Here is a 22,614-nt window from a genome sequence, read left to right as displayed (position 1 = left end):
CGGATCTGATGTAATGGCTTAACTGATTATATGATGGTTAAGCCATTTTCTTGAATGGAAACGGATTGTGAAGATTATCGCTCTGAGGGTCCAGTCAGCGAACATTCCGATCCACACTGCAATAGGACCGAAGCCCCATACACGGCACAGGTATATACACAGGATAACACGGCAGAGCCACATGGTCAGACATGAGGTGATCATGGAGAATTTAACGTCTCCGGCGGCTCTCATGCCGTAGGCAGGGATAAATGAAAGTACCCAGGAAATTGGTTTGGTAATGGTGATAAATACTACCATATTAAAGCAGAGCTGAGCACTTTCGGCTTCCATACCGCCTATCCTTGTTATTGGTTTTGTAAGGGCAAGAACAAGGAGACAGCTAAAGATTATGGCAGCTTCTGCCAGCCATGAAAGCTTCTTAACATAGTATACAGCCTCGTCTTTTCTTCCGGCTCCAAGGCACTGACCTACAACTGTCATAAGTCCGATACCTATTCCCATGGCGGCAACACCATTTAACATCTCAAGGATATTTGTCATTGCCTGGGCAGCGATGGCTACGGTACCAAGGGTAGACACGGTGGACTGGATAGCCAGCTTGCCGAACTGGAACATGCTATTCTCGATACCCGAAGGTATACCTATATATAATATCCTTCTTATTGTAGAGGAGTCCGGGCGTATGGACAGGTAGTTACGCACGGCAATAGGTTCTTTTTCATTTCTTAATTTCCATATTACTACAACCGCACAGAAAATACGTGAGAACAGGGTTGATATGGCGGCTCCCGCAACGCCCATGTTAAGGACGAAGATGAGCAGTGCATTTCCCCCGATGTTTAAAAAATTGGAAATAACCGAGATCACCATAGGTCTTCTGCTGTCGTTCTGGGCTCTCATAATGGAAGCACCTGCGTCATACAAACCGATAAATGGGAATGATAACAGGGTGAACAGGAAATAAACCTGTGAATTAGCCATGACATCGGCTTCCACCTTGCCGAATATAAGCTTGAGTAACGGCACCCTGAATACAAGGCAGATAAGGGTTAAGGCAACGGAGAGTACAGTCATTACCAGTAAAACCTGTCTTGCGGAGTGATTGGCACTTTTTTCATTGTGGCTTCCCAGGTAGTGGGAGCAGAGGATGGCACCTCCGGCAGCCAGGGCTGACAGAGCCTGTATTACAAGGACATTTATGGAGTCCACAAGGGATACTGCGGATATGGCAGCAGAGCCTACGTTACTTACCATCATGGTATCTACCGTACCCATGAGGCAGGAGAGAAGCTGTTCCACGATTATGGGAACCAGAAGCTTCTTAAGATCTAAGTTACTGTATAAATGGTCGGAATTTTTCATTTGCATATATCTTCTTTCACGTAGTACATTTTTTTGAGTTGTATATTTTTTTGGAGGTACACTTTTTGAGGTATACCGGCTTCACGTATCAGCCAGAGGTATTATAGCACCGCTTTGCAAATATGTGCATTGAAAATCAAAAACATGTTACTAACATAAAAAATTGACAATTAACAAAAAGAATGTTAGTGAGCAGAAAAAAATGTTATTATTGAAATAGATTATTTTTTTATGAAGGAGTTAAGGTTTTGATCTTTAGGGGACTTGAGGTTTATGCCCCTAAGATAAAGATTGTTTAATAAGGAGAAAACATTATGAGGATGTACTTTAAACAGAGGCTGTTTTCATGGTTTGACAGTTACGACATCTATGATGAACAGGGAAATACAATCTATGTAGTAAAGGGACAGTTGTCCTGGGGACACTGCCTTAAGATATTTGACCCATGGGGAAATGAGGTAGGAACCGTAAAAGAAAGAGTGCTGACATTACTTCCAAAATTCGAGGTATATCTGGATGGACGGTACCTGGGATGTATACAAAAGGAATTTGCATTTTTCAGACCTCGGTATAACATTGATTACAATGGCTGGAATATTGACGGAAACTTTTGGGAATGGGATTACAGGATAACAAATGCAAACGGAACCGAGATTGCTTCCATATCCAAGGCGCTATTTCATATGACGGATCAGTATGTGATGGATGTATACAATCCGCAGGACGCCCTTATTGTACTTATGTTTGTTCTTGCAATTGACGCGGAGAAGTGTTCAAGAAACAACAACTAGAAATATTCAGAGAAACAAGGGAACTAAATAAAACAGAAGAAAATAAGCACTGAGAAAACAAAATAAATGGACATGCTGATTTGCCAGATTGACATGTTTTCCCCTATTTGTTAGTATTACTGTTGCAGAGTCCTGGGGGTTTATGCCCAGAAAAAGAGAAGTGCGGTGAGAATCCGTCGCAACAGCCATTACTGTATCTGGTTAAACGTAAAAATGCAGGTGTCATAGACATCCGCAAGCGTTGCAGCCACAAGTCAGATCGCTTGCTCTGCTCTCTCATATAAAATACGAAAGGGGAAATGACCATGAAGAAGAGATTTATTGCAACATGTATGGCGATGTGCATGGTGGCAACAACAGTGGCACCTATATCAGGTGTGAATTTCGGCGTATCATCAGTATATGCCAGTGAGGCAACTCCGGGAGATGCCAGCATCACAGTAAAGGTCGGTGTACATGATTACACAGCCGTAGACGCAGGGATTAAGGACGCTTCCAAGGACGGAAAGATTCTTGAGACAAAAGTAGAGGTGCCAAAGGGTACTTCAACAAAGGATGTTATAGAAAAAGCCTTTGAAGATAATGATATCCAGTATGATATGACAGAAAGCGGCTATGTGTCAGAGATCAACAATCTTTCAGCAGAAGACGCCGGTGGATATTCAGGATGGTGCTTAAGCTATAACAACGACGATTATGCCAATGGTGGGGTGTCAGCAATCACTTTATCAGACGGTGACACATTATCATTTGACTATTCAGTTAATGTGGATACAATGACAGACGACATAGGTAACGGCTGGTATGGAAATCCATATTTCAAAGAAATCTCAGTGGGTGGAAAGACCCATGAAATGACCAAGGAATATTCATATTCTACCGGTGCGGTATATAAGATAGACGGAGAAGTTACAGAAGACAAGGGTACAGCAGATGACCCATTCGAGCTTACATATATACTTCCGGAAGATACAGATATAACAACAGTAGAGACAGATTATGTTACAAGTCTTAACAGTCATTACGCAATAGTAGACGGACTTGAGAACATGAACGACTTCACAGGCGGTATTGATTTCTCAGTATCATCATTAGGTGGTAAATACAAGTCATACTACCATGTGAATGTTGTACTTTCAGATGTAGACGCAGAGGCTTCAAATGTATATGAGGATGTACTTGCAGGAGCAGAGAAGTTAGTTTCATCAAGATGTGAGGAAACAAATCCTACATTTGAAAATGAATGGGAGATCATTGATCTTGCCAGATACGGTTATACAAATGTTCCTATGTATGAAACCTACTATGCTTCAGTAGAGGAGAAGGTTAAGGAAACAGGTGCTATTATACATAAGTATAAGGCAACTGAGAATGAGAGAACAATCCTTGCTCTTACAGCACTCGGTGTGGACTGTACAGATGTTGCAGGCTACAATATCATTGAGCCGTTATATGATGTAAGCTATGTAAAGAAACAGGGCTTAAATGGCAGCGTATTCGGACTTCTTGCACTGGACGCAGCAAAAGCACCTGACAGCCTTGAAGAAGGCGGAGCAAGCATTAGGGAGCAGTTGATCCAGGAGATACTTACAGCAGAGCTTTCTACAGGTGGTTGGACATTCTTTGGAGCGGCAGATCCTGATATGACAGGTATGGCTATCCAGGCACTTGCTCCATATTACAATACAAATACAGACGTTAAGGAAGCAGTAGACAGAGGTCTTGATGTACTTTCAAATAAGCAGAGAGACGATGGTGGATTTGCAAGCTGGGGTTCAGTAAACTCAGAGAGCGCTGCTCAGGTTGTAACTGCCCTTTCAGCTCTTGGAATTGATGCAGATACAGACCCAAGATTTGTGAAGAACGGCATATCAGTATTAGATAATCTCATCAGCTTCAAGGATGAGGCGACAGGCGGATTCCGTCATATTAAGAAAGATCAAAATGGTAATGTGTATGGTGAAAATGCTATGGCAACACAGCAGGGAACATATGCATTGGTTGCTTACTACAGATATAAGCATGGCATGCCTGCACTTTATGACATGTCAGACGCAGATTGGAAGCTTGGTATGAAGGCTCCTGCCAAGGTAGAAGTTGCAAACGCTTCAAAGGGTGTAAAGATCAGTTACAGTGCAGTTGACGGAGCAGAGAGATATAAGATCTACAGAAAGGCTGAGGGCGAGACATCATGGAAGCTCTTCGGTACAACAACAGCTTTAAGTGCAGTAGATAAGACAGTTGTAAGTGGTGTTAAGTACACATACACAGTAAGAGGTATAAAGGGTTCAGAGCAGGGCAAGTATGATCAGACAGGTGTAAGCGTATTATACCTTGCACAGCCTGTAGTAAAGGCAGAGAACAAGATTTCAGGAATCAATGTTACATGGAACAAGATTGACGGTGCAGAGTCTTATTATGTATATAGAAAGGCAAATGGTGCCAAGAGCTGGACAAGAGTTGCAACTGTTAAGGCAGGCAAGTTAAACTATGCTGATACAAAGGTATCAGATGGCGTAAACTATGTATATACAGTAAGAGCCGTATCAGGAAGCACACTCAGCACATATACATCAGGTCTTTCAATTAACAGAGTAAGCAGAGCTAATATTGCAAAGGTTGAAAATGTTGTTGCCGGAACAGCAAAGGTTACAGTATCAGTTGTTAAGGCATTCTCAGGATATCAGCTCCAGTACGCAACAAAGTCGAACTTCAGTGACGCTAAGACATTAGGTGTATCAAACGGAACAACACAGACAGTTGTAAGAAATGTTTCAGGTCTTAAGAAGGGTACTACATATTATGTAAGGATACGTGGTTATAAGAAGTCAGGAAATACTATAAGCTACGGTGCATGGAGTACTGCAAAGACAATAAAGATCAGAAGATAATATGAATTTTATAAAAAAGAATTTGAAAAAAATTCTTGGGCTTACGGCAGTTGCTGCCATACTGGTATTTGCATTCTGGTATGGCGGTAATGCGCCGGGCTCCAGAGGATTTTCAGTAAAACAAAACACTTCGGAAACATCAGATACCGGAAGCGACGAAGCAGAAGCCGTAGATGGCGGGTATTATGATGAACAATATGTGGATGAGGATGGAAATCCGGTAAGGAAGAAGAAAAGCTCCGACGAAGCAGATGATGCCACAGAGAACTTCGCAGGTACCGGTACAGGTGAAGCTGTAGAGGTCGGTGGCGGAAGTAACGGAAACGGTAATGGTTCCGGCAGCGGAGATATTGGTGATGGCTCCGACAAGGGAAAAGGTTCAGATGATGGCAGCGATTCCGGCAATGGATCGGGTAATGGCAGTGGCGATGGTTCCGGTAACGGACCAGGCAAGGGTGACAATACGGCAGATCCGGGCAAGAAGGATGAACCTACAACAGAAGCCCCTACAACGGAGACCCCTACAGAGGAACCAACCGAGGATGAGATAATAGGATATTGCAGCATAAGTATAAGCTGTAAGAATATCCTTAATAACATGGATCTTGTGGACGAGAACAAGAAGGCCTATGTTCCGGCAGACGGAGTGATACTGAAGAAAACAGAAGTTCCTATCAGACATGGGGATACTGTTTTTGATGTGTTAAGAAGGATCACCAAGGAAAAGGGAATACAGATGGAATATTCTTATACGCCGATGTACGGTTCCATGTACATTGAGGGAATAGGCAATCTGTACGAATTTGACTGTGGAAACCTGTCGGGCTGGATGTACTCCGTAAACGGAGTGTTTCCGGGCTTTGGGTGTTCGAAATATGTGCTTAACGGCGGCGAGGTCATCCGGTGGCTGTACACCTGTGATCTGGGCGGAGACGTAGGTAATCCTTACTAAAAGGATTTTTCAAATAAGGATATCAGATGAAGGAAAAGGTAAAGAAAAAAGATACATTTTCAACCTGTCATCCCATTGTTAATCTGATTTATTTCATATGTGTAATAGGATATGCCATGGCATTTACTGATCCAGTATGCCTTGGCATATCTTTTATAGGTATGTTTATTTATCTTGTTATGCTTAAGGGAGGCAGCGGTGTAAAGAAGAATTTAATATATATGCTGTTTCTGGTGGTGATAACCGCCGGGATAAATATGGCATTTTCCCATCAGGGTGTTACCATACTGTGTTATCTTCCTTCTGGAAATCCCCTGACTCTTGAGAGTATCCTCTATGGAATAGGAATAGCCTTCATGATAGTTAGCACCATAGGCTGGTTTTCCTGTTTTAACGAGGTCATAACCTCCAACAAGATGATATATCTGTTTGGAAGCCTTGCCCCCGTATTGTCCCTTCTTATTTCCATGGTTCTGAGATTTATCCCTGAATGTGCAGATAGATATAGGGAAGTGTATGGGGTTATAAAGGCGTCCGGTTACGCCGGCTCCGGAAAACATTTTAAGAGACTTAAGACCGGCATAAAGGTAAGCTCCGTGGTAGTAACCTGGGCACTGGAAAGGGCGGTTGTCACGGCAGACAGCATGTTAAGCAGGGGCTACGGACTTAAGAAGAGAACTGCGTATTCACTGTTTGTCTGGGATGGCAGGGACACGGTATCCCTGATATACCTTCTGATAACAGGAATATATGTGTTAGTCGCAGCCGCAAATGGTACCTTCAGGTTCTGGTATTATCCGGCAGTTACAGGAATAAAGCTCACCCCTTACCGCCTGTCGGCATATATTATGTATGCTCTGATGGTGGTCTGCCCACTTATAGTAAAGAAAGGAAAGAAATGGATATTTTAGACGTTCAAAAGCTTACATTCGCATATCCGGACACCACAGCAGAATATGGTGGCGTCTATCTTGAGCCTGCCCTTAAGGAGGCTTCCTTTTGCGTGGCACAGGGTGACTTTCTGGTGATCCTCGGCTCTTCGGGTTGTGGAAAGACCACATTGTTGAAGCTCTTAAAGCCTGTGCTTGCTCCCCATGGAAAGAAGTCCGGAAGCATATTCTTTAATGGAGCTGACATAGAGTCATTGTCTTATGAAGAGCTGGCTTCCGACATAGGCTTTGTAATGCAGGATGTAAATGCACAGCTTGTAACGGATGAGGTGTGGCATGAGCTGGCATTTGGACTGGAAAGTCTTGGCTGCAGCAATTCTATGATAAAGAGACGTGTTGCCGAGATGACTTCTTTCTTCGGACTATCCGGTATATTCCACAAGAAGGTGCGGGAGCTGTCCGGAGGTCAGAAGCAGATGGTTAATCTGGCATCAGTTATGGCAATGAATCCTAAGCTCCTTATTCTTGATGAGCCTACAAGCCAGCTTGACCCAATAGCTGCGGAGGAATTTGTAGCCTGCCTTACCCGTATCAACAGAGAGCTTGGCACCACAATAATCATGACAGAACACAGGCTGGAGGAGGTGCTTCCGGTGTGTACAAAGGTTATGGCTATGGAGGACGGACAGGTTACTGCTTTCGGCCCTTTAAGGGAGTGTATGGCGGAGCTGTGCACCGACGGACGCTATATGGGTTTCATGACCGCCGCCACCAGGGTGTATGCGGGTGTTTCTAAGGATAAGAAGAAATATCATGCAGATATGACTCATAATGAAGATGAAATTCATGCAAATGAAAGTGTGGCAGTGGATAATATATATTCTTTGCCGGTTTCTGTGGGGGAAGGCAGAAGTTATCTGGCAGAGCTGTTGAAAAACGCTACATTGACCGGGGGAAGTTCCCATGAGAGTGAACTATGTGATAAGACCATTGAAGAAGAAAAAACATTTATAAATATTGATAAAAATAAAATGACTGTCGATGAAAAGATAGTTTCGGATAAACATGTTTCGACTGGCAATGATATCCTCGTTTGCAAGAGCCTCTGCTATGCCTACGACAAGGCAGGGGATGACATAGTGAACAAGCTTACCCTTTCGGTTCGTGAGGGGGAGATATTATCCATAAGTGGAGGAAATGGCAGTGGTAAGACCACATTTCTTAAGCTTATAGCAGGCATAATGGAGCCTGACAACGGAAGGATCAGAGTGGCTGCCGGAAGAAGAACTGCATTGCTTCCACAGAATCCTACAGACCTGTTTACCAGAAATACAGTGAGGGATGAGCTGGTCTGCACTCAGGACAGCGTGGAAAATGAGATTTCATATGAAGCAGTGGCTGATGTGGTGAGAACATGTATGATGGAAGATCTGCTCCTTCGACATCCCTATGATCTGTCAGGTGGTGAACAGCAGAGGCTGGCACTGGCGAAGCTTATGCTCATTGATCCGGATATCTTCCTGCTGGATGAACCAACCAAGGGAATAGACCCGGAGTTCAAGCTGGAATACGGAGATATTCTTAAGCAGCTTAAAACCAGAGGCAAGACCATTATAATAGTAAGCCACGACATAGAGTGGGAGGCAAGTATCTCGGACAGATGTGCCCTCATGTTTGATGGCAGCATAGCAGCCATAGAACCTGTGAAAGACTTCTTCTCAGGAAATCATTTCTACACCACGGCAGCCGCAAGGATCGCAGGGGGAATGATAGAAAATGCGATAACTGTTGAGGATATATTCAAGGCTCTTGGATGTGAGCCGGATATTTACGAGGAAAAACACAAAAATAGCAGAAATTTCAAAGGTGGTCAAAAAAAAGATGGTAAATCCTATGATGGCGGTGATATAACAAGAACTGATGAAGGCATAAAAGTAAATAAGATTTCCCAATTAGATGATACTGTCAAAATTGATAATGACATTAAACTTCATGATGCAGCCCAGTCCGGTGAAGAAGATAAAGCCCTTGAAAGTCTGAAAAAACTGCTGGAGAAGAAACACAAAAGCCGTGAGAAGATCAGCCCCATAAGGCTTACCTGTATTATCCTGCTTACTATGTTGTGTGGCGTATGCTTTTATTTTACGATGAAGCAGGAGGGGCTTAATTACCTTATAGATAATATGAGGGTGACGGCGGAGGGCATCAGATATGCCATAATGTACGGCATATTTATCCTGGCAGTTATACTGCTGCTGATATGTCTGGCACCGATATCCTCAAGAAAGAATGAGGATATTGAGCTTACGTCAGCAAGAAACCATAATAAAGCCTGTGCACTGGCAGCATTTGTAGTTATCTGCATACTTATTCCCATCACTATATGGGTGGGCATAACAAAGTTAAATGACAGAAAGTATTATTTCATATCCATGCTGATACTCCTTGAGGCAATAATCCCGTTTTTCTTTCTGTATGAGAAAAGGAAACCGAAAGCAAGGGAACTGGTGACCGTAGCAACAATGTGTGCTCTGGCGGTGGCGGGCAGGGCGGCATTCTTCATGCTGCCAAACTTCAACGCAGCAACAGCAATGGTCATTATAAGCGGCGTGGCATTTGGTGCGGAGACAGGATTTATAGTTGGGGCTGTCACCATGCTTACCTCCAACTTCATATTCGGGCAGGGCCCATGGACACCCTGGCAGATGTTCGCCATGGGGGTACTTGGATATCTGGCAGGTGTTATCTACAGAAGGAGAGCTGTGCGGGAAAAAATATTTTCTAAACTTTCCTTATGTATTTTTGGCGGGATATCGTGTATAGTAGTCTATGGTGGTATCATGAATCCGGCATCTGTGCTGATGTATTACAGCGATGTCAGCCTGCATATGATTGCGGCGGCCTATATAACCGGTTTCCCATTTGACGTGGTTCATGGTACGGGAACGGTATTATTCCTTTGGTTTGCTGCAAGACCATTCCTGGAGAAGCTTGACAGGATAAGGACAAAATATGGAATATTAAATGTGTCCCACACAAATTAACAGCAAATGAGGTAAGAAATTGCTTAGAAATGTAGATTTATCGGAAATTTCTGATGGACGATTGTATGAATTAAATGATATGGTAAAGGCAGAGTGTAACGACTGCAAGGGCTGCAGTAAATGCTGCCGGGGAATGGGAGACACCATAAAGCTTGATCCCTATGACATAAAGAGACTTACAGAAGCCACAGGCAAAAGCTTCGAGCAGCTCCTGGCAAATGAGGTTGAGCTGAATGTTGTTGATGGAATGATACTTCCAAATATCAAAATGGTGGACGGCCATTGTCCATTTTTAAATGATGAAGGAAGGTGCGGTATCCATGGCAGCAGACCGGGATTCTGCCGTTTATTCCCGCTGGGAAGATACTACGAAGAGGATGGAGGTTTCAGATATTTCCTCCAGGTACACGAGTGCGACAGAGCAGGTCATGCAAAGGTCAAGGTCAATAAATGGATCGACACTCCGGAGCCTGCCAGATATGACAGATATGTCGTAGACTGGCACAAATTCCAGAAGGACATTCAGATAAAGGTTATCGGTGCACTGTTTGGAACAGACCATCTTGATGACCAAAGCACTTCCGGTGCTGCGGCAACTGCCGGTATGTCAGAAGAAGATATAGCCATTGCGGAAGAAACCGCCAGAAATATCAGTATGTTGGTTCTTAACACCCTGTACATAACAAGATACGAAGAAAGCAAAGACTTCTACCAGCAATTCTATGGCCGCCTCGCCAGAATACGGGATATGCTGGGCGTCTAAAAAATAAAGAAAAGGAGAAAACGAATGAGAGGGAAGAAAAAATTTATCCCATCACTGTCATCCATGGCAAATCACAGAAAAAGATACCTGTTTTTCACACTGGTACTCATATTCTCAATGGCCTTTGGAACAATGATGGTGTCATGGGCAAAGGAAGATGAGGATAACTCAGACTCAGGAAAACAAAATGTGGCAGAGATCTATAGCGTAGATGATCTGCCGGGACATAAGATAGGTGTCCAGCTTGGAACTACAGGTGACACTTATGCGTCAGATTATGAAGGCGACGATGCAGGAACCGAGATAATCAGATATAACAAGGGTGCTGACGCAGTTCAGGCACTTAAGCAGAACAAAATCGACTGCGTGCTCATTGATGAACAGCCGGCAAAAGCATTCGTGGCAAAGAACCCTGAACTGTATATTCTGGATGAAGAGTTCACCATAGAAGATTACGCCATCTGTGTGCAGAAGGGCAACACAGAGCTTCTTAACCAGATAAATGACAGCATTGAAGCATTACAGCAGGATGGAACCATAGACCAGGTTATAAATCACTATATAAACGGAACCGGAGATACATATAAGTCCCCGGATGACATTAACTATACAGGTAAGATAACCATGGTTACAAATGCCGGTTTCCCACCATATGAGTACTATGAAAACGGTGTCCCTACAGGTATCGACATAGACATTGCCACAGCTATAGCAGACAGAATGGGACTTGAGCTTGAGGTCCTTGACGTAGAGTTCGACTCGGTTATCGTGTCCGTTCAGACAGGTAAGGCAGACTTCGGTATGGCAGGTATGACAGTAACCGAGGAAAGAAAGAAGAATATTGATTTTACAGAATCATATACCACCTCAAAGCAGGTTATCATTGTTAATTCCGGTAATGACGCTCAGGGAAATACCCTTATGAGCAGGATCAAGCAGTCGTTTGTAGAGGACGGAAGATGGAAATACATTCCACAGGGTCTTTTAAATACACTGATAATCACAATATTTGCAGGTATCATAGGCATCGTGCTTGGCTTCCTTATTGCCATGACTCGTGTGGCATATGACAGAAGCGATGAGCGTTCGCCATTACTTAAGGTGGTAAATGCTATAATCAAGCTTTATATTACCATATTCAGAGGAACACCTATGATGGTTCAGCTCCTCATCACATACTATGTAATATTTGCCAGTGTAAATATCAAGCCGGTCATAGTTGCGGTTATTGCATTTGGATTGAATTCAGGTGCATATGTTGCCGAGGCCATCAGAGCCGGTATGATGTCAATCCCGATAGGACAGTTTGAGGCAGGACGAAGCCTTGGATTCACCTACGGACAGACAATGAAATATATAATAATGGGACAGGCTATCAAAAATGCCCTTCCTGCAATGTGTAACGAGTTCATAGCACTTCTTAAGGAAAGCTCCATCGTAGGTTACATCGGACTGGTGGATCTTACAAAGGCAGGCGATATCATAAGAAGTACTACATGGGAGGCTATGGTTCCGCTTGTGTCAATAGCTCTCATTTACCTTATTATAGTAACAATCCTTACCTATCTTGTAGGACGTCTTGAAAGGAGGCTGAAGAGAGGTGCAAAATAATGGTGAAGTTTTAATAGAGATAAAAAATCTTAAGAAATCCTATGGTGACCATGTTGTCCTTGACGGAATTAACACAACTATTAAAAAGGGTGAGGTTATCGCCATTGTAGGACCGTCAGGATGTGGAAAATCAACCTTCCTCCGCTCTCTGAACAAGCTTGAGAGACCTGAGGCAGGCGAGATTGTATTTGAGGGTACAGATATCCTTGATAAGAAGACAAATGTAAATAAAGTCAGACAGAAGATCGGTATGGTATTCCAGCAGTTCAACCTGTTCCCTAACAAGACGGTGCTCCAGAATATTATGCTGGCACCTATGAAGCTTAAGGGTGTAAGTGCCGAGGACAGCAAGAACAGAGCAATGGAGCTTCTTAAGAGAGTCGGACTTCTTGAAAAGGCAGAGGCATATCCGGACAGCCTTTCAGGTGGACAGAAGCAGCGTATCGCCATAGCAAGAACTATGGCAATGAACCCGGATGTTATACTTTTTGATGAACCTACGTCAGCTCTGGATCCGGAGATGGTTGGAGAAGTTCTTGAGATAATGAGGGAACTGGCAAGAGACGGAATGACCATGATAGTTGTAACTCACGAGATGGGATTTGCAAGGGATGTTGCCAGCAGAGTAATCTTCATAGATCAGGGAAATATCCGTGAAGACAGTGCTCCGGAGGAGTTCTTCGAAAATCCTAAGAACGAGAGACTTAAAGAGTTCCTTTCAAAGGTAAGGTAAAATTAAAACAGAAGTCATAATAAAACTAAAACAAACTATCAGGCTTAAAAATGACATAGTAGTAAACTTCGGTACAAAACTGATAAAATCTGTACACGAGGTCTGATAGATGGATTAACGTAAAAATATAAAAGCCCCTTGCGGAGATCGGAGGTGCTCATTATGAGCACGCCCGGTGAGCTGCAAGGGGCTTTATCGCTGTTATCATTATTATTGCTGCTACTATCTTATAACTCATCATCGGGAAGTATATATTCCGGCGGGGTATCCTTCATTGCCTGTTGGCTTGAAAGGGTACGCTTACGCTTGCTTTCCCTGTAGGTTTTTGGGGACATGCCGGTTTCCTTCCTGAATATCTTGTGGAAAGCCTCTGCAGACTGATAGCCGCAGGACAGGGCAATACTTTCAACGGAAAAATCCGTAATGGTCAGCAGATGTTCAGCCTTGGTTATCCTGAAATTCTGAATGTAGCTTATAGGGCTCATTCCTGTGTACTGCTTAAACAGGTCGGAAAAATAACTTCGGTTGATTCCTACATAGTCCGATATTTCCTCTACCTTAAGGGGCATGCTGTAGTGGTTTTGTATGTATGAGATAGCGTGGTTCACATACATATTTCCAGATGGCGGCTCGATCTTGTCCTTCTGGGCTGTTGCCAGGGTGGACAGGAACAGATACAGCATTGCCATAAGCCTGTAGCTGTCTCCTTTATCTGATGTATTATGATTTAACATGTCAAATACATATTTCTTCAGACGCTCTCCCTCGTTACAGGTAAATATCGGTTCGTCCGAGGATAACCCGATATCGTGGAGTATCTTCCCGGCTTTTCTTCCGGAGAAGCCTACCCACACATAAGACCAGGGCTTGTCCTTATCCGATATATATGTGGCAGGAATATCAGGCTCAATAAGGAACCCTTGCCCCTTCTTAAGATGAAAATTAAGGTTATTGGTGTAGAAATCACCTTCCCCATCCACGACAAAATGTACCAGATAGAAGGACTTCACAGAAGGCCCCGCCTTGTGTAACGGCTCCGTCACCGAATGACCGAACACATTCAGATACAGATCCGTGCTGCTCTCCGTAGGAAACTCCATAACAATTTTCTTCTCCATAGGCACCTCCCGATATTTTAAAAGTAGTTGGCTTTAAACACAGACCACAGACATAATCTGTGGAAAATTTATCTTTTTTATTTAGAAGTTGTTCATTGGATACACATATAATATAAAAGTCCGAGCCATAGTGAAGTTTTTCGTTATGAGGTTTGACCTTGCTACCGGCACAAAGCCCATGTTTGAGTCGGAGACATAATCAATAAAATAATAATATTACATATCACTCCGACGAGTTTGGGCGGCTGCCGGTTAATAAGCTGGTCGAACCGAATAGGAAAACGAACAAGGCCGGCGTTATATTATATGTGTATCCTTATCAACATCTTTATATATAACATCACTGACAAATCTAACAAATGGACATACATATACTACGACATATCATTTCAATAATCAATATTATAGTGTAAAATATCTTATATATTACAGGGAATGCAAACTGCGCAACGATAGAAAGGCGCAAATGCAGGCAACAAAAAAAGGACATTGAAGCAACCGGGAAATAAAATAACAGACAGGAGAAGGTTTTATGAAAAGTATTGAAGAATTAAAGAAAGAATTTGCAGAGGGTTTACATGACCAGAGACTTAAAGAAATCTACGTGGATGAGAAAAGAGTACCGTACAACAGAGAGAGATACATCAAGGCATTAGACAGATTTAAAGAATTGTACGGAGATAAGCCGGTAGTCATATTCAGTGCACCGGGAAGAAGCGAGGTGTGCGGAAACCATACAGACCACCAGAACGGTCAGGTGCTTGCCACATCAATAAACCTTGATGCCATCGCGGTAGTATCACCTGAAACAGATAATACCATCAGACTTGTATCAGACAATATGCCGGAAGAAGTGATCGACGTAACAGATATCGACAAGAAGCCTGAAGAAGAAGGAACAACAACAGCTCTTATCAAGGGTGTGGCTGCGGGAATTAAGAGAGACGGCCATGAGATAGGCGGATTTACAGCATTTATCACAAGCGACGTACTGATGGGAGCAGGAATGTCGTCATCAGCAGCCTTTGAAAGCCTTATAGGAACAATCCTTTCAGGTCTCTATAACGACATGAAGGTTTCGTCAGTAGACATTGCCAAGATCGGACAGTATGCGGAGAATTACTACTTCGGCAAGCCATGTGGACTTATGGATCAGATGGCTTGTGCAGTAGGCGGACTTATATACATCAATTTCTATGAAAAGGAAAATCCTGTTATCAGGCAGGTGCCATGTGACTTCGAGGCACACCAGTACAGCTTATGTATCGTAGATACAAAGGGTAGCCATGCAGACCTTACAGACGATTATGCTGCAATTCCGGTTGAGATGAAACAGGTTGCAGAGTACTTCGGCAAGGAGCTTTTAAGCAGAGTTACCCCGGAAGAGTTTATTGCAGCAGTGCCTGCCTTAAGAGAGAAGTTAAGCGACAGGGCAGTATTGAGAGCTCTTCACTACTACACAGAGCAGGCCAGAGTGGCAGAGGGCGTCACAGCTCTTGAAGCAGGCGAATTTGATCATTTCCTTGATGTGATAAAGAGAAGTGGAGACTCATCAAGCAAGCTTCTCCAGAACATCTACAGTACAAAGGATGTCCACACACAGAATGTAACAGTTGCCCTTGGATTTTCAGAGTATTTCCTCGGGGAAAATGGTGTGTGCAGAGTGCACGGCGGTGGATTTGCAGGAACAATACAGGCATTTGTGAAGAACGCAGCCGTTGCAGATTACAAGAGCAGCATTGAGAAGATCTTCGGTGAGGGTAGCTGCCATGTATTAAAGGTAAGACCTTATGGTGGAATAAAGGTAATGTAAAAAGTGTCAAATGACATATGAAAAAGAAAAGCACGCAAGTCGTGCCAAAAATTGATCAGGTGGTGACAGCTATGATAGATAAGAATATAAAGCAGCTTGTGGAGTATGGTATTGCCCATGAGCTTATTACAGAATACGACAGGATATATGTGACAAACAGGATACTTGAGATATTAAAGAAGGACGACTACACAGAGCCCGGAGAGGTAGAAAAGATAGAGACTCCCGAGGAGCTTGAGGAAGTCCTTAAGGGAATACTTGATTACGCAGTGGAGAAGGGGCTTATTGAGGAGGACTCAGTAGTCTTAAGGGATTTGTTTGACACTAAGGTAATGAGCACAATGGTTCCTATGCCGGGAGATGTTGTGAAGAAATTCCGTGAGAAGTACGCAGTATCACCAAAGGAAGCTACAGACTTCTACTACGCTTTCAGCAGGGCAACAGATTATATAAGAACCTACAGGGTGAAGAAGGATATCAAGTGGGTCAAGAACACTGAGTACGGTGACATTGATATAACCATCAACCTTTCAAAGCCTGAGAAGGATCCTAAGATGATCGCTCTTGCCAAGACTATGGGAGGCTCATCATATCCTAAGTGCCAGCTCTGTATAGAGAACGAGGGCTATGCCGGAAGGATAAATCATCCTGCAAGACAAAACCACAGGATAATCCCTATAGAGATAAACGGAAATAAGTGGGGCTTCCAGTATTCACCATATGTATATTACAATGAGCACTGTATTGTGTTTAATGGCGAACATGTACCTATGAAGATAGAGAGGGCAACCTTTGAGAAGCTGTTCTCATTTGTAAGCCAGTTCCCGCACTACTTCCTGGGATCAAACGCTGATCTGCCTATAGTGGGCGGCTCAATCCTTTCCCATGACCACTTCCAGGGCGGCAATTATACATTTGCCATGACAAAGGCACCGGTGGAGACTAAGATAAGCTTCAAGGGTTACGAGGATGTGGAAGCAGGAATAGTAAAATGGCCTATGTCAGTAATAAGACTTGACGGCACAGACAAGAATAGGATCATTGATCTGTCAGACAAGATACTCAAGGCGTGGAGAGGCTACACCGACGAGGCAGCATACATATATGCCGAGACAGATGGTGAGCCACACAACACCATCACACCTATTGCAAGAATGAGAGACGGCAGATATGAGATGGATCTGGTCCTTAGAAATAACATCACAACACCGGAACACCCAATGGGACTCTACCATCCATGGGAGCAGTACCACAACATCAAGAAAGAAAATATCGGACTTATCGAGGTAATGGGGCTGGCAGTGCTTCCTGCAAGACTTAAGGGCGAGATGGCAGAGCTGGCGGACGCTCTGGTTTCCGGCAAGGATATCTCTGCAAATGAGAATATAGCAAAGCACAAGGAATGGGTAGATACATTCAAGGACAGATATGATAGAATAGATGAGACAAATGTACACCAGATCTTAAGAGATGAGATCGGAGATGTATTTGCAAAGATACTTGAGTGTGCAGGTGTATATAAGAGAGACGAAGCCGGCAAGGCAGCGTTCTTAAGATTTGTGGAATATGTAAATGAAAGGTAATGCCTGGATTTATATGTTATAAAGATTGTATTAAGTTTTATATGAAAGCCTAAAAAGGAGGATAAATATCATGAAGATTTTAGTTACAGGTGGTGCGGGTTATATCGGTAGTCATACATGCGTTGAGCTTTTAAATGCAGGCTATGATGTAGTAGTTGTTGATAACCTTTATAATGCCAGTGCAAAGGCTCTGGACAGAGTAAGAGAGATCACAGGAAAGGATCTTACATTCTACGAGGCAGACGTTCTTGATGCTCCAAAGATGGACGAGATATTCAAGAAGGAGCAGGTTGATTGCGTTATACATTTCGCAGGTCTTAAGGCTGTAGGTGAGTCGGTAGTTAAGCCGCTTGAGTACTACAAAAACAACATTAACGGTACTTTGGTACTGTGTGAGGCAATGAGAAAGAACGGATGTAAGAATATCATCTTTTCATCATCGGCTACAGTATACGGAAATCCGGCATTTATCCCGATCACAGAGGAGTGTCCAAAGGGAACACCTACAAATCCATACGGCTGGACAAAGTGGATGATTGAACAGATCCTTACAGACCTTCACACAGCAGATCCTGAGTGGAATGTAATTCTTCTCCGTTACTTCAATCCTATCGGAGCACATAAGAGCGGACTTATGGGTGAGGATCCAAAGGGTATCCCTAACAACCTTCTTCCATATGTGGCTCAGGTTGCCATCGGCAAGCTTAAGTGTCTTGGTGTATTCGGCGATGACTACGATACACCGGACGGAACAGGTGTAAGAGACTACATTCATGTTGTGGATCTGGCAGCAGGACATGTTAAGGCTATTAACAAGATCAAAGAAAATCCGGGTGTTAAGATCTACAATCTTGGTACAGGAAAGGGTTACAGCGTTCTCGATGTTGTCAAGGCATTCAGCAAGGCATGTGGACATGATGTACCATACGAGATCAAGCCAAGACGTGCCGGCGATATATCAACATGCTATTCAGACGCTTCTCTTGCAAAGAAGGAGCTTGGCTGGGAGGCCAAATACGATATAGACGAGATGTGTGAGGATTCATGGAGATGGCAGACAATGAATCCTAACGGATACGAAGACTAAATTGCCTAAAATATACACAAAGCAATATATGAAATATAACTAAATAGTTCCCCGAACAGGTCCTGTGGTCAAATAATTGGTGGCAGGACCTGTTTTTTATGGTAGAATACATACGGGATATATCGCGATGATCAAGACCAGGGGGGACAGGGCTAGATGAAAAGAAAAAAAATCGCATTACTTCTCGCTCAGGCAGACGAGAATACGCAGAGAAGATATACAGAAGGATTTTTGAGAGAAGCATTTGCAAGAAATTATGATGTGTGCATATTCTCCATGTTCCTTAAGTATCAGGAATCCACCATGAGAGAAGTGGGGGAGTCTAATATATATAACCTTATACAGTACGACAGGTTTGACGCAGTTGTAGTCATGAAGGATACCATACAGACACCGGGAGTGGCTGAATGTATAGAAGAACACATTAAAGAAAGCTTTAAGGGTCCTGTTGTTGTCATAGATGCTGAAAGCAAATATTTCAGAAGCATAATGATGGATCACTACACACCTATATACAGAATGGTAGAACACCTTATTAAAGAACATGGGTACAAAGATATTGCATTTCTGAATGGCAGAAAAAATCATATTCATTCAAGACAGAGACTGGCAGGCTATGTGGACAGTATGACAGATCATGGGCTTACAGTTGACGAAAACAGAATATATGACGGAACCTACTGGTATAACAGCGGTGATGATATGGTGCATGAGCTGTTAAAGAACAGAGAAAATCTTCCTGATGCCATAGTCTGTGCAAATGACTGCATGGCTATAGGTATTGCTTCACTTCTGTCTGCAAATGGTATAAGGATACCTGAAGATATTGCTGTAGTAGGCTATGATTCTACGGAGGATGGAAGAAAGAGTCCGGTTCCATTGACATCTGCGGTTATACCGGCTTACGAGTGCGGAGAATATACGGCGGAACTGATTGATGCCATAATAAATGGTGATCCGGAGCCTGAATTTCATGTCTGCGCCAAGCCATTTATAAGCAGGAGCTGTGGCTGTGAGATCAACCGGGACTTTATGGTAGATGTGAGGAGAAAGGCGTGGGATACGGATATATCGTCAGCAGGTGTTAACTCATGCTTTAATCACATGACTGAAGAGCTTATCAGCCGGGATGATTACAGAGATTTTTTTAATGTGATCTTTCAGTATGTATATCAGATAAGAGATTTCGACAGCTTTAGTATGTGTCTTAACAGTTATTGGACAGATTTTGAGACCGTAACCGGGGACAAGGCCCTCAGATACGGATATACCAAATACATGAACAGAATAATAAAGTGTGGTGCCGACAGGTTTGTCGGAAACAGCATCTCTTTTGACGAGAAGTTCGGTACTGCCAGTATGATACCTGAGCTTGACAAGGAGAGGGATAAGCCGGCAGCATTCATATTTACCCCATTATATTTTAATGACAGAACCTTTGGATATTCTGTCATAAGCTATGGCAATAAAGCAAGGGTATATGGAAGTTCCTACAGGGTGTGGATGAAGAATGTCATGATGTGCATGGAAGCATTCTACAGACAGGCGAGTTATATACAGAGGCTTGGCAGATATGAGGCAGAGCAGATAAGAGATGCTCTTACAGGTCTCTATAACTACAGAGGCTTCCTTAATCAGGGAGTCCATGTGGTCAAGAGGGCTGTATATGAGAGAAAAAGCATTGCCATAACAGCCGTGGATATAAGCGGACTTAAGAAGGTTAATGCCATATATGGCAGAAAAGAAGGCGACGAGGCCATAGTTACGGTGTCCAGGGTCATAAATGATGCCGTAGGTGCAAGAGCCTTGTGTACAAGAATGTGTAATGATGAGTTCCTGGTATGTTCAGCCATAGACAGCGACAAGGAATACGATCACAATATAGAAAAATCCATAAGCAAGGGAATGGATTTCTTAAACAAGCATAGCGGTAAGGATTATGAGCTTTCGGTATTCATGTACACCAAAACAGCCATGGTGACTGAGAAGGCGGGCTTTGACCACCTTGTAAATGATACTGTAAATGAGAAGAACAACCAGAAACAGAAGCTGGCTGACAGACTTAAGGCAGAGGCGGGACTTACAGATGAGGCTATAAGGAATGACAGGCTTGTGGCAGAGATCCTTGACAATAACAATATGGCATATAGGTTTCAGCCTATTGTTTCTGCAGAAACAGGGGATATATATGCTTACGAAGCCCTTATGTATGTTAAGGGCGAGGTAAAGCTTCCGCCACTTGCCATTCTTGAGAGTGCAGACAGACTGGGAAGGCTTTATGATGTTGAGCGGCTTACTTTCTTTAATATTCTTGATTATCTTGATGAGAATCTTGAACAGTTCGGCGATGCCAAGATATTTGTCAACAGTATATCAGGCTGCCAGCTGGAGGGTGAAGACAGAGAGAAACTCGAACAGAGACTTTCGAAGTATGAAGGAAGAATAGTTGTGGAGCTTACTGAGGAGACAGAGATAAATGACGCAGAGCTTGACAGCCTCAAGGAACGCTACAAGAGAATGAACATTGATACAGCCATAGATGATTATGGCGCGGGATATTCAAATATAAACAATCTGCTACGTTATATGCCTAAATATGTGAAGATAGACCGAATGCTTATGGCAGATATACAGGATGAGCTTCAGAAGCGTCATTTTGTTAAGGATATAATAGAATTTGCCCATGATAATGACATACTTGCCCTGGCAGAGGGCGTTGAAACTGTAGATGAGCTTAAGGAAGTTATACATCTGGGAGCAGATCTGATCCAGGGGTACTATACGTGTAAGCCGTCAGCTACCATAGTAAAAGCTATAGACAGCAGGATAACAAAGGAAATAATCCAGTTTGGGCAGGGAACTATCGGTAAGTTTAAGAAGAAGATATATGATGTCTCCGACGAAAATGTATTTTCGCTTATCAAGCTTGCCATAAACAAATACTCCGACATAGTGTGCGGTGGTGCAGACTGTGACAGCAGAAAGATAGAGATACTTGGGTCCTCAGGCTTCAAGTCGAATATTGTTGTGAAGCTGAAGGAAGGCTCCTGCCTTACGCTGGTGCTCAACAATGCCAGCCTGGCAGGTGAGAAGGGACAGGCGTGTATTGACATAGGCGAGAACTCCGATGTAAGACTTCTGCTTGTGGGAGACAACGAGCTCCGTTCAGGTGGCATATGTGTTCCTGAATCCTCGAGGCTTACCATAGAGGGAGACGGCAGCTTAAGCATAAACATTGACGCAGGAAAGTACTACGGCATAGGAAACAGTATTGACAAGCACCACGGAGATATAATCTTCAACCAGGACGGAGCCATAAAGTGCTCTGCAAATGGTATGAAGGGCGTATGTATTGGCTCCGGTCTCGGTGGCAACATCAGGATCAACCGGGGAAGCTACGATATAGAAATGAGAGGTCAGGACGGCGTTGCCATAGGAGCCATAGAGGGCGAGTCCGATCTCAGGATAGAGTACTGTGATCTGGATATATTCTTTGGCGTTGCGGGAGGTACAGTAATAGGTTCCATTGCAAATGACGCCCATATCCGTATGGAGAACGACTCCGTAAGGATAGTTACAGGTGGTGTGTCCATGACGGGAATAGGAACGTGTTCAGGCTCCAGAGCATATGTGAGCATGAGAAACATGAGTGCTTCCATAGATATGAGATCCACAGAGGGCTGTGCCATCGGCGGAATGAGAGCCGATACCCAGGTTCTTATAGAGTATGCTTCGGTAACGGTAATGGCCGAGGGCAAGAGCTGCTTCGGTCTTGGAAATGCAATAAAGACTGCGTACATACAGAGCTCCAACTCAGATCTTAAGGTGGATGTGGTAAATAACACCGGCATGGATGTGGGAGCAAGGGAAGAGGATATACATATCCTCAACGGACGTGCGCAATTCATTGTGAATGATACGGAGATCAAGAGGCAGATAAATGCCGCAGAGCTTTGATCGGGATGTGGCAGTG

General features: G+C 43.4%; 14 protein-coding genes. 12 read left to right on the top strand and 2 right to left on the bottom strand.

The window, feature by feature from the left end; genetic code table 11:
- Positions 1-18 precede the first annotated feature (18 nt).
- The gene (locus tag DXB54_RS00785; RefSeq protein WP_118693970.1) at positions 19-1,365 is read right to left on the bottom strand and encodes an MATE family efflux transporter; all 1,347 of its coding nucleotides are present in this window, start codon (positions 1,363-1,365) and stop codon (positions 19-21) included.
- 314 nt (positions 1,366-1,679) lie between these two features.
- Here DXB54_RS00785 and DXB54_RS00780 point away from each other — a divergent pair, with 314 nt between their 5' ends.
- The 8 genes from DXB54_RS00780 to DXB54_RS00745 all read left to right on the top strand — a co-directional run bounded on the left by DXB54_RS00780 (position 1,680) and on the right by DXB54_RS00745 (position 13,040).
- Positions 1,680-2,156 (top strand): LURP-one-related/scramblase family protein, encoded by a 477-nt coding sequence (locus DXB54_RS00780; protein ID WP_118693969.1) that lies wholly within the window; start codon positions 1,680-1,682, stop codon positions 2,154-2,156.
- Between the two features lie 305 nt (positions 2,157-2,461).
- Entirely contained in the window at positions 2,462-5,047 is a 2,586-nt protein-coding gene (locus DXB54_RS00775) for a DUF4430 domain-containing protein (protein ID WP_158578141.1), read from the top strand.
- A gap of 1 nt (position 5,048) precedes the next feature.
- Positions 5,049-5,999: a DUF4430 domain-containing protein gene (locus DXB54_RS00770; protein ID WP_021938431.1), complete on the top strand. Its 951-nt coding sequence runs from the start codon at positions 5,049-5,051 to the stop codon at positions 5,997-5,999.
- Positions 6,000-6,025: 26 nt separating this feature from the next.
- Positions 6,026-6,910, top strand: coding sequence for an energy-coupling factor transporter transmembrane component T (locus DXB54_RS00765; protein WP_021938430.1), 885 nt, complete (start codon positions 6,026-6,028; stop codon positions 6,908-6,910).
- Entirely contained in the window at positions 6,898-9,933 is a 3,036-nt protein-coding gene (locus DXB54_RS00760; RefSeq protein ID WP_021938429.1) for an ATP-binding cassette domain-containing protein, read from the top strand. Before DXB54_RS00765 ends, DXB54_RS00760 begins: the two co-directional genes overlap by 13 nt.
- A 19-nt stretch (positions 9,934-9,952) precedes the next feature.
- Positions 9,953-10,696: a YkgJ family cysteine cluster protein gene (locus tag DXB54_RS00755; RefSeq protein ID WP_021938428.1), complete on the top strand. Its 744-nt coding sequence runs from the start codon at positions 9,953-9,955 to the stop codon at positions 10,694-10,696.
- Between the two features lie 24 nt (positions 10,697-10,720).
- Positions 10,721-12,307: an ABC transporter permease subunit gene (locus tag DXB54_RS00750; protein ID WP_021938427.1), complete on the top strand. Its 1,587-nt coding sequence runs from the start codon at positions 10,721-10,723 to the stop codon at positions 12,305-12,307.
- A complete protein-coding gene (locus DXB54_RS00745; protein WP_021938426.1) occupies positions 12,297-13,040 on the top strand; it encodes an amino acid ABC transporter ATP-binding protein in 744 nt (247 codons plus the stop codon). The genes DXB54_RS00750 and DXB54_RS00745 overlap by 11 nt, the downstream gene beginning before the upstream one ends.
- A 227-nt stretch (positions 13,041-13,267) precedes the next feature.
- Here the strand turns inward: DXB54_RS00745 and DXB54_RS00740 are convergent, their stop codons facing one another.
- Positions 13,268-14,158, bottom strand: coding sequence for an AraC family transcriptional regulator (locus DXB54_RS00740; protein WP_021938425.1), 891 nt, complete (start codon positions 14,156-14,158; stop codon positions 13,268-13,270).
- 532 nt (positions 14,159-14,690) lie between these two features.
- Between DXB54_RS00740 and DXB54_RS00735 the strand changes: the two genes are divergently transcribed.
- The 4 genes from DXB54_RS00735 (at position 14,691) to DXB54_RS00720 (ending at position 22,598) form a co-directional block, all read left to right on the top strand.
- The gene (locus DXB54_RS00735) at positions 14,691-15,971 is read left to right on the top strand and encodes a galactokinase (RefSeq protein ID WP_118693967.1); all 1,281 of its coding nucleotides are present in this window, start codon (positions 14,691-14,693) and stop codon (positions 15,969-15,971) included.
- A 71-nt stretch (positions 15,972-16,042) separates the two neighbouring features.
- The gene (galT, locus tag DXB54_RS00730) at positions 16,043-17,554 is read left to right on the top strand and encodes a UDP-glucose--hexose-1-phosphate uridylyltransferase (protein WP_118693966.1); all 1,512 of its coding nucleotides are present in this window, start codon (positions 16,043-16,045) and stop codon (positions 17,552-17,554) included.
- Between the two features lie 70 nt (positions 17,555-17,624).
- Positions 17,625-18,641, top strand: a complete 1,017-nt coding sequence (galE, locus tag DXB54_RS00725) for a UDP-glucose 4-epimerase GalE (RefSeq protein ID WP_021938422.1) — start codon at positions 17,625-17,627, stop codon at positions 18,639-18,641.
- Between the two features lie 156 nt (positions 18,642-18,797).
- Entirely contained in the window at positions 18,798-22,598 is a 3,801-nt protein-coding gene (locus DXB54_RS00720) for an EAL domain-containing protein (protein WP_118693965.1), read from the top strand.
- The last annotated feature ends 16 nt before the right edge of the window (positions 22,599-22,614 follow it).

The organism is Coprococcus sp. OM04-5BH (assembly GCF_003482105.1).
In the GTDB taxonomy this organism is placed as follows: Bacteria; Bacillota; Clostridia; order Lachnospirales; family Lachnospiraceae; genus Coprococcus.
Note: the sequence above shows the minus strand (reverse complement) of the source record. Positions and strands in the feature narration are given on the sequence as shown.

Excerpts from the sequence above, each read along its gene's own strand:
- DXB54_RS00735 (WP_118693967.1), top strand. The coding sequence starts at position 14,691 with ATGAAAAGTATTGAAGAATTAAAGAAAGAATTTGCAGAGGGTTTACAT.
- DXB54_RS00785 (WP_118693970.1), bottom strand. The coding sequence starts at position 1,365 with ATGAAAAATTCCGACCATTTATACAGTAACTTAGATCTTAAGAAGCTT.
- DXB54_RS00720 (WP_118693965.1), top strand. The coding sequence starts at position 18,798 with ATGAAAAGAAAAAAAATCGCATTACTTCTCGCTCAGGCAGACGAGAAT.
- DXB54_RS00765 (WP_021938430.1), top strand. The coding sequence starts at position 6,026 with ATGAAGGAAAAGGTAAAGAAAAAAGATACATTTTCAACCTGTCATCCC.
- DXB54_RS00750 (WP_021938427.1), top strand. The coding sequence starts at position 10,721 with ATGAGAGGGAAGAAAAAATTTATCCCATCACTGTCATCCATGGCAAAT.
- galE (WP_021938422.1), top strand. The coding sequence starts at position 17,625 with ATGAAGATTTTAGTTACAGGTGGTGCGGGTTATATCGGTAGTCATACA.
- DXB54_RS00770 (WP_021938431.1), top strand. The coding sequence starts at position 5,049 with ATGAATTTTATAAAAAAGAATTTGAAAAAAATTCTTGGGCTTACGGCA.
- galT (WP_118693966.1), top strand. The coding sequence starts at position 16,043 with ATGATAGATAAGAATATAAAGCAGCTTGTGGAGTATGGTATTGCCCAT.
- DXB54_RS00780 (WP_118693969.1), top strand. The coding sequence starts at position 1,680 with ATGAGGATGTACTTTAAACAGAGGCTGTTTTCATGGTTTGACAGTTAC.
- DXB54_RS00760 (WP_021938429.1), top strand. The coding sequence starts at position 6,898 with ATGGATATTTTAGACGTTCAAAAGCTTACATTCGCATATCCGGACACC.
- DXB54_RS00775 (WP_158578141.1), top strand. The coding sequence starts at position 2,462 with ATGAAGAAGAGATTTATTGCAACATGTATGGCGATGTGCATGGTGGCA.
- DXB54_RS00740 (WP_021938425.1), bottom strand. The coding sequence starts at position 14,158 with ATGGAGAAGAAAATTGTTATGGAGTTTCCTACGGAGAGCAGCACGGAT.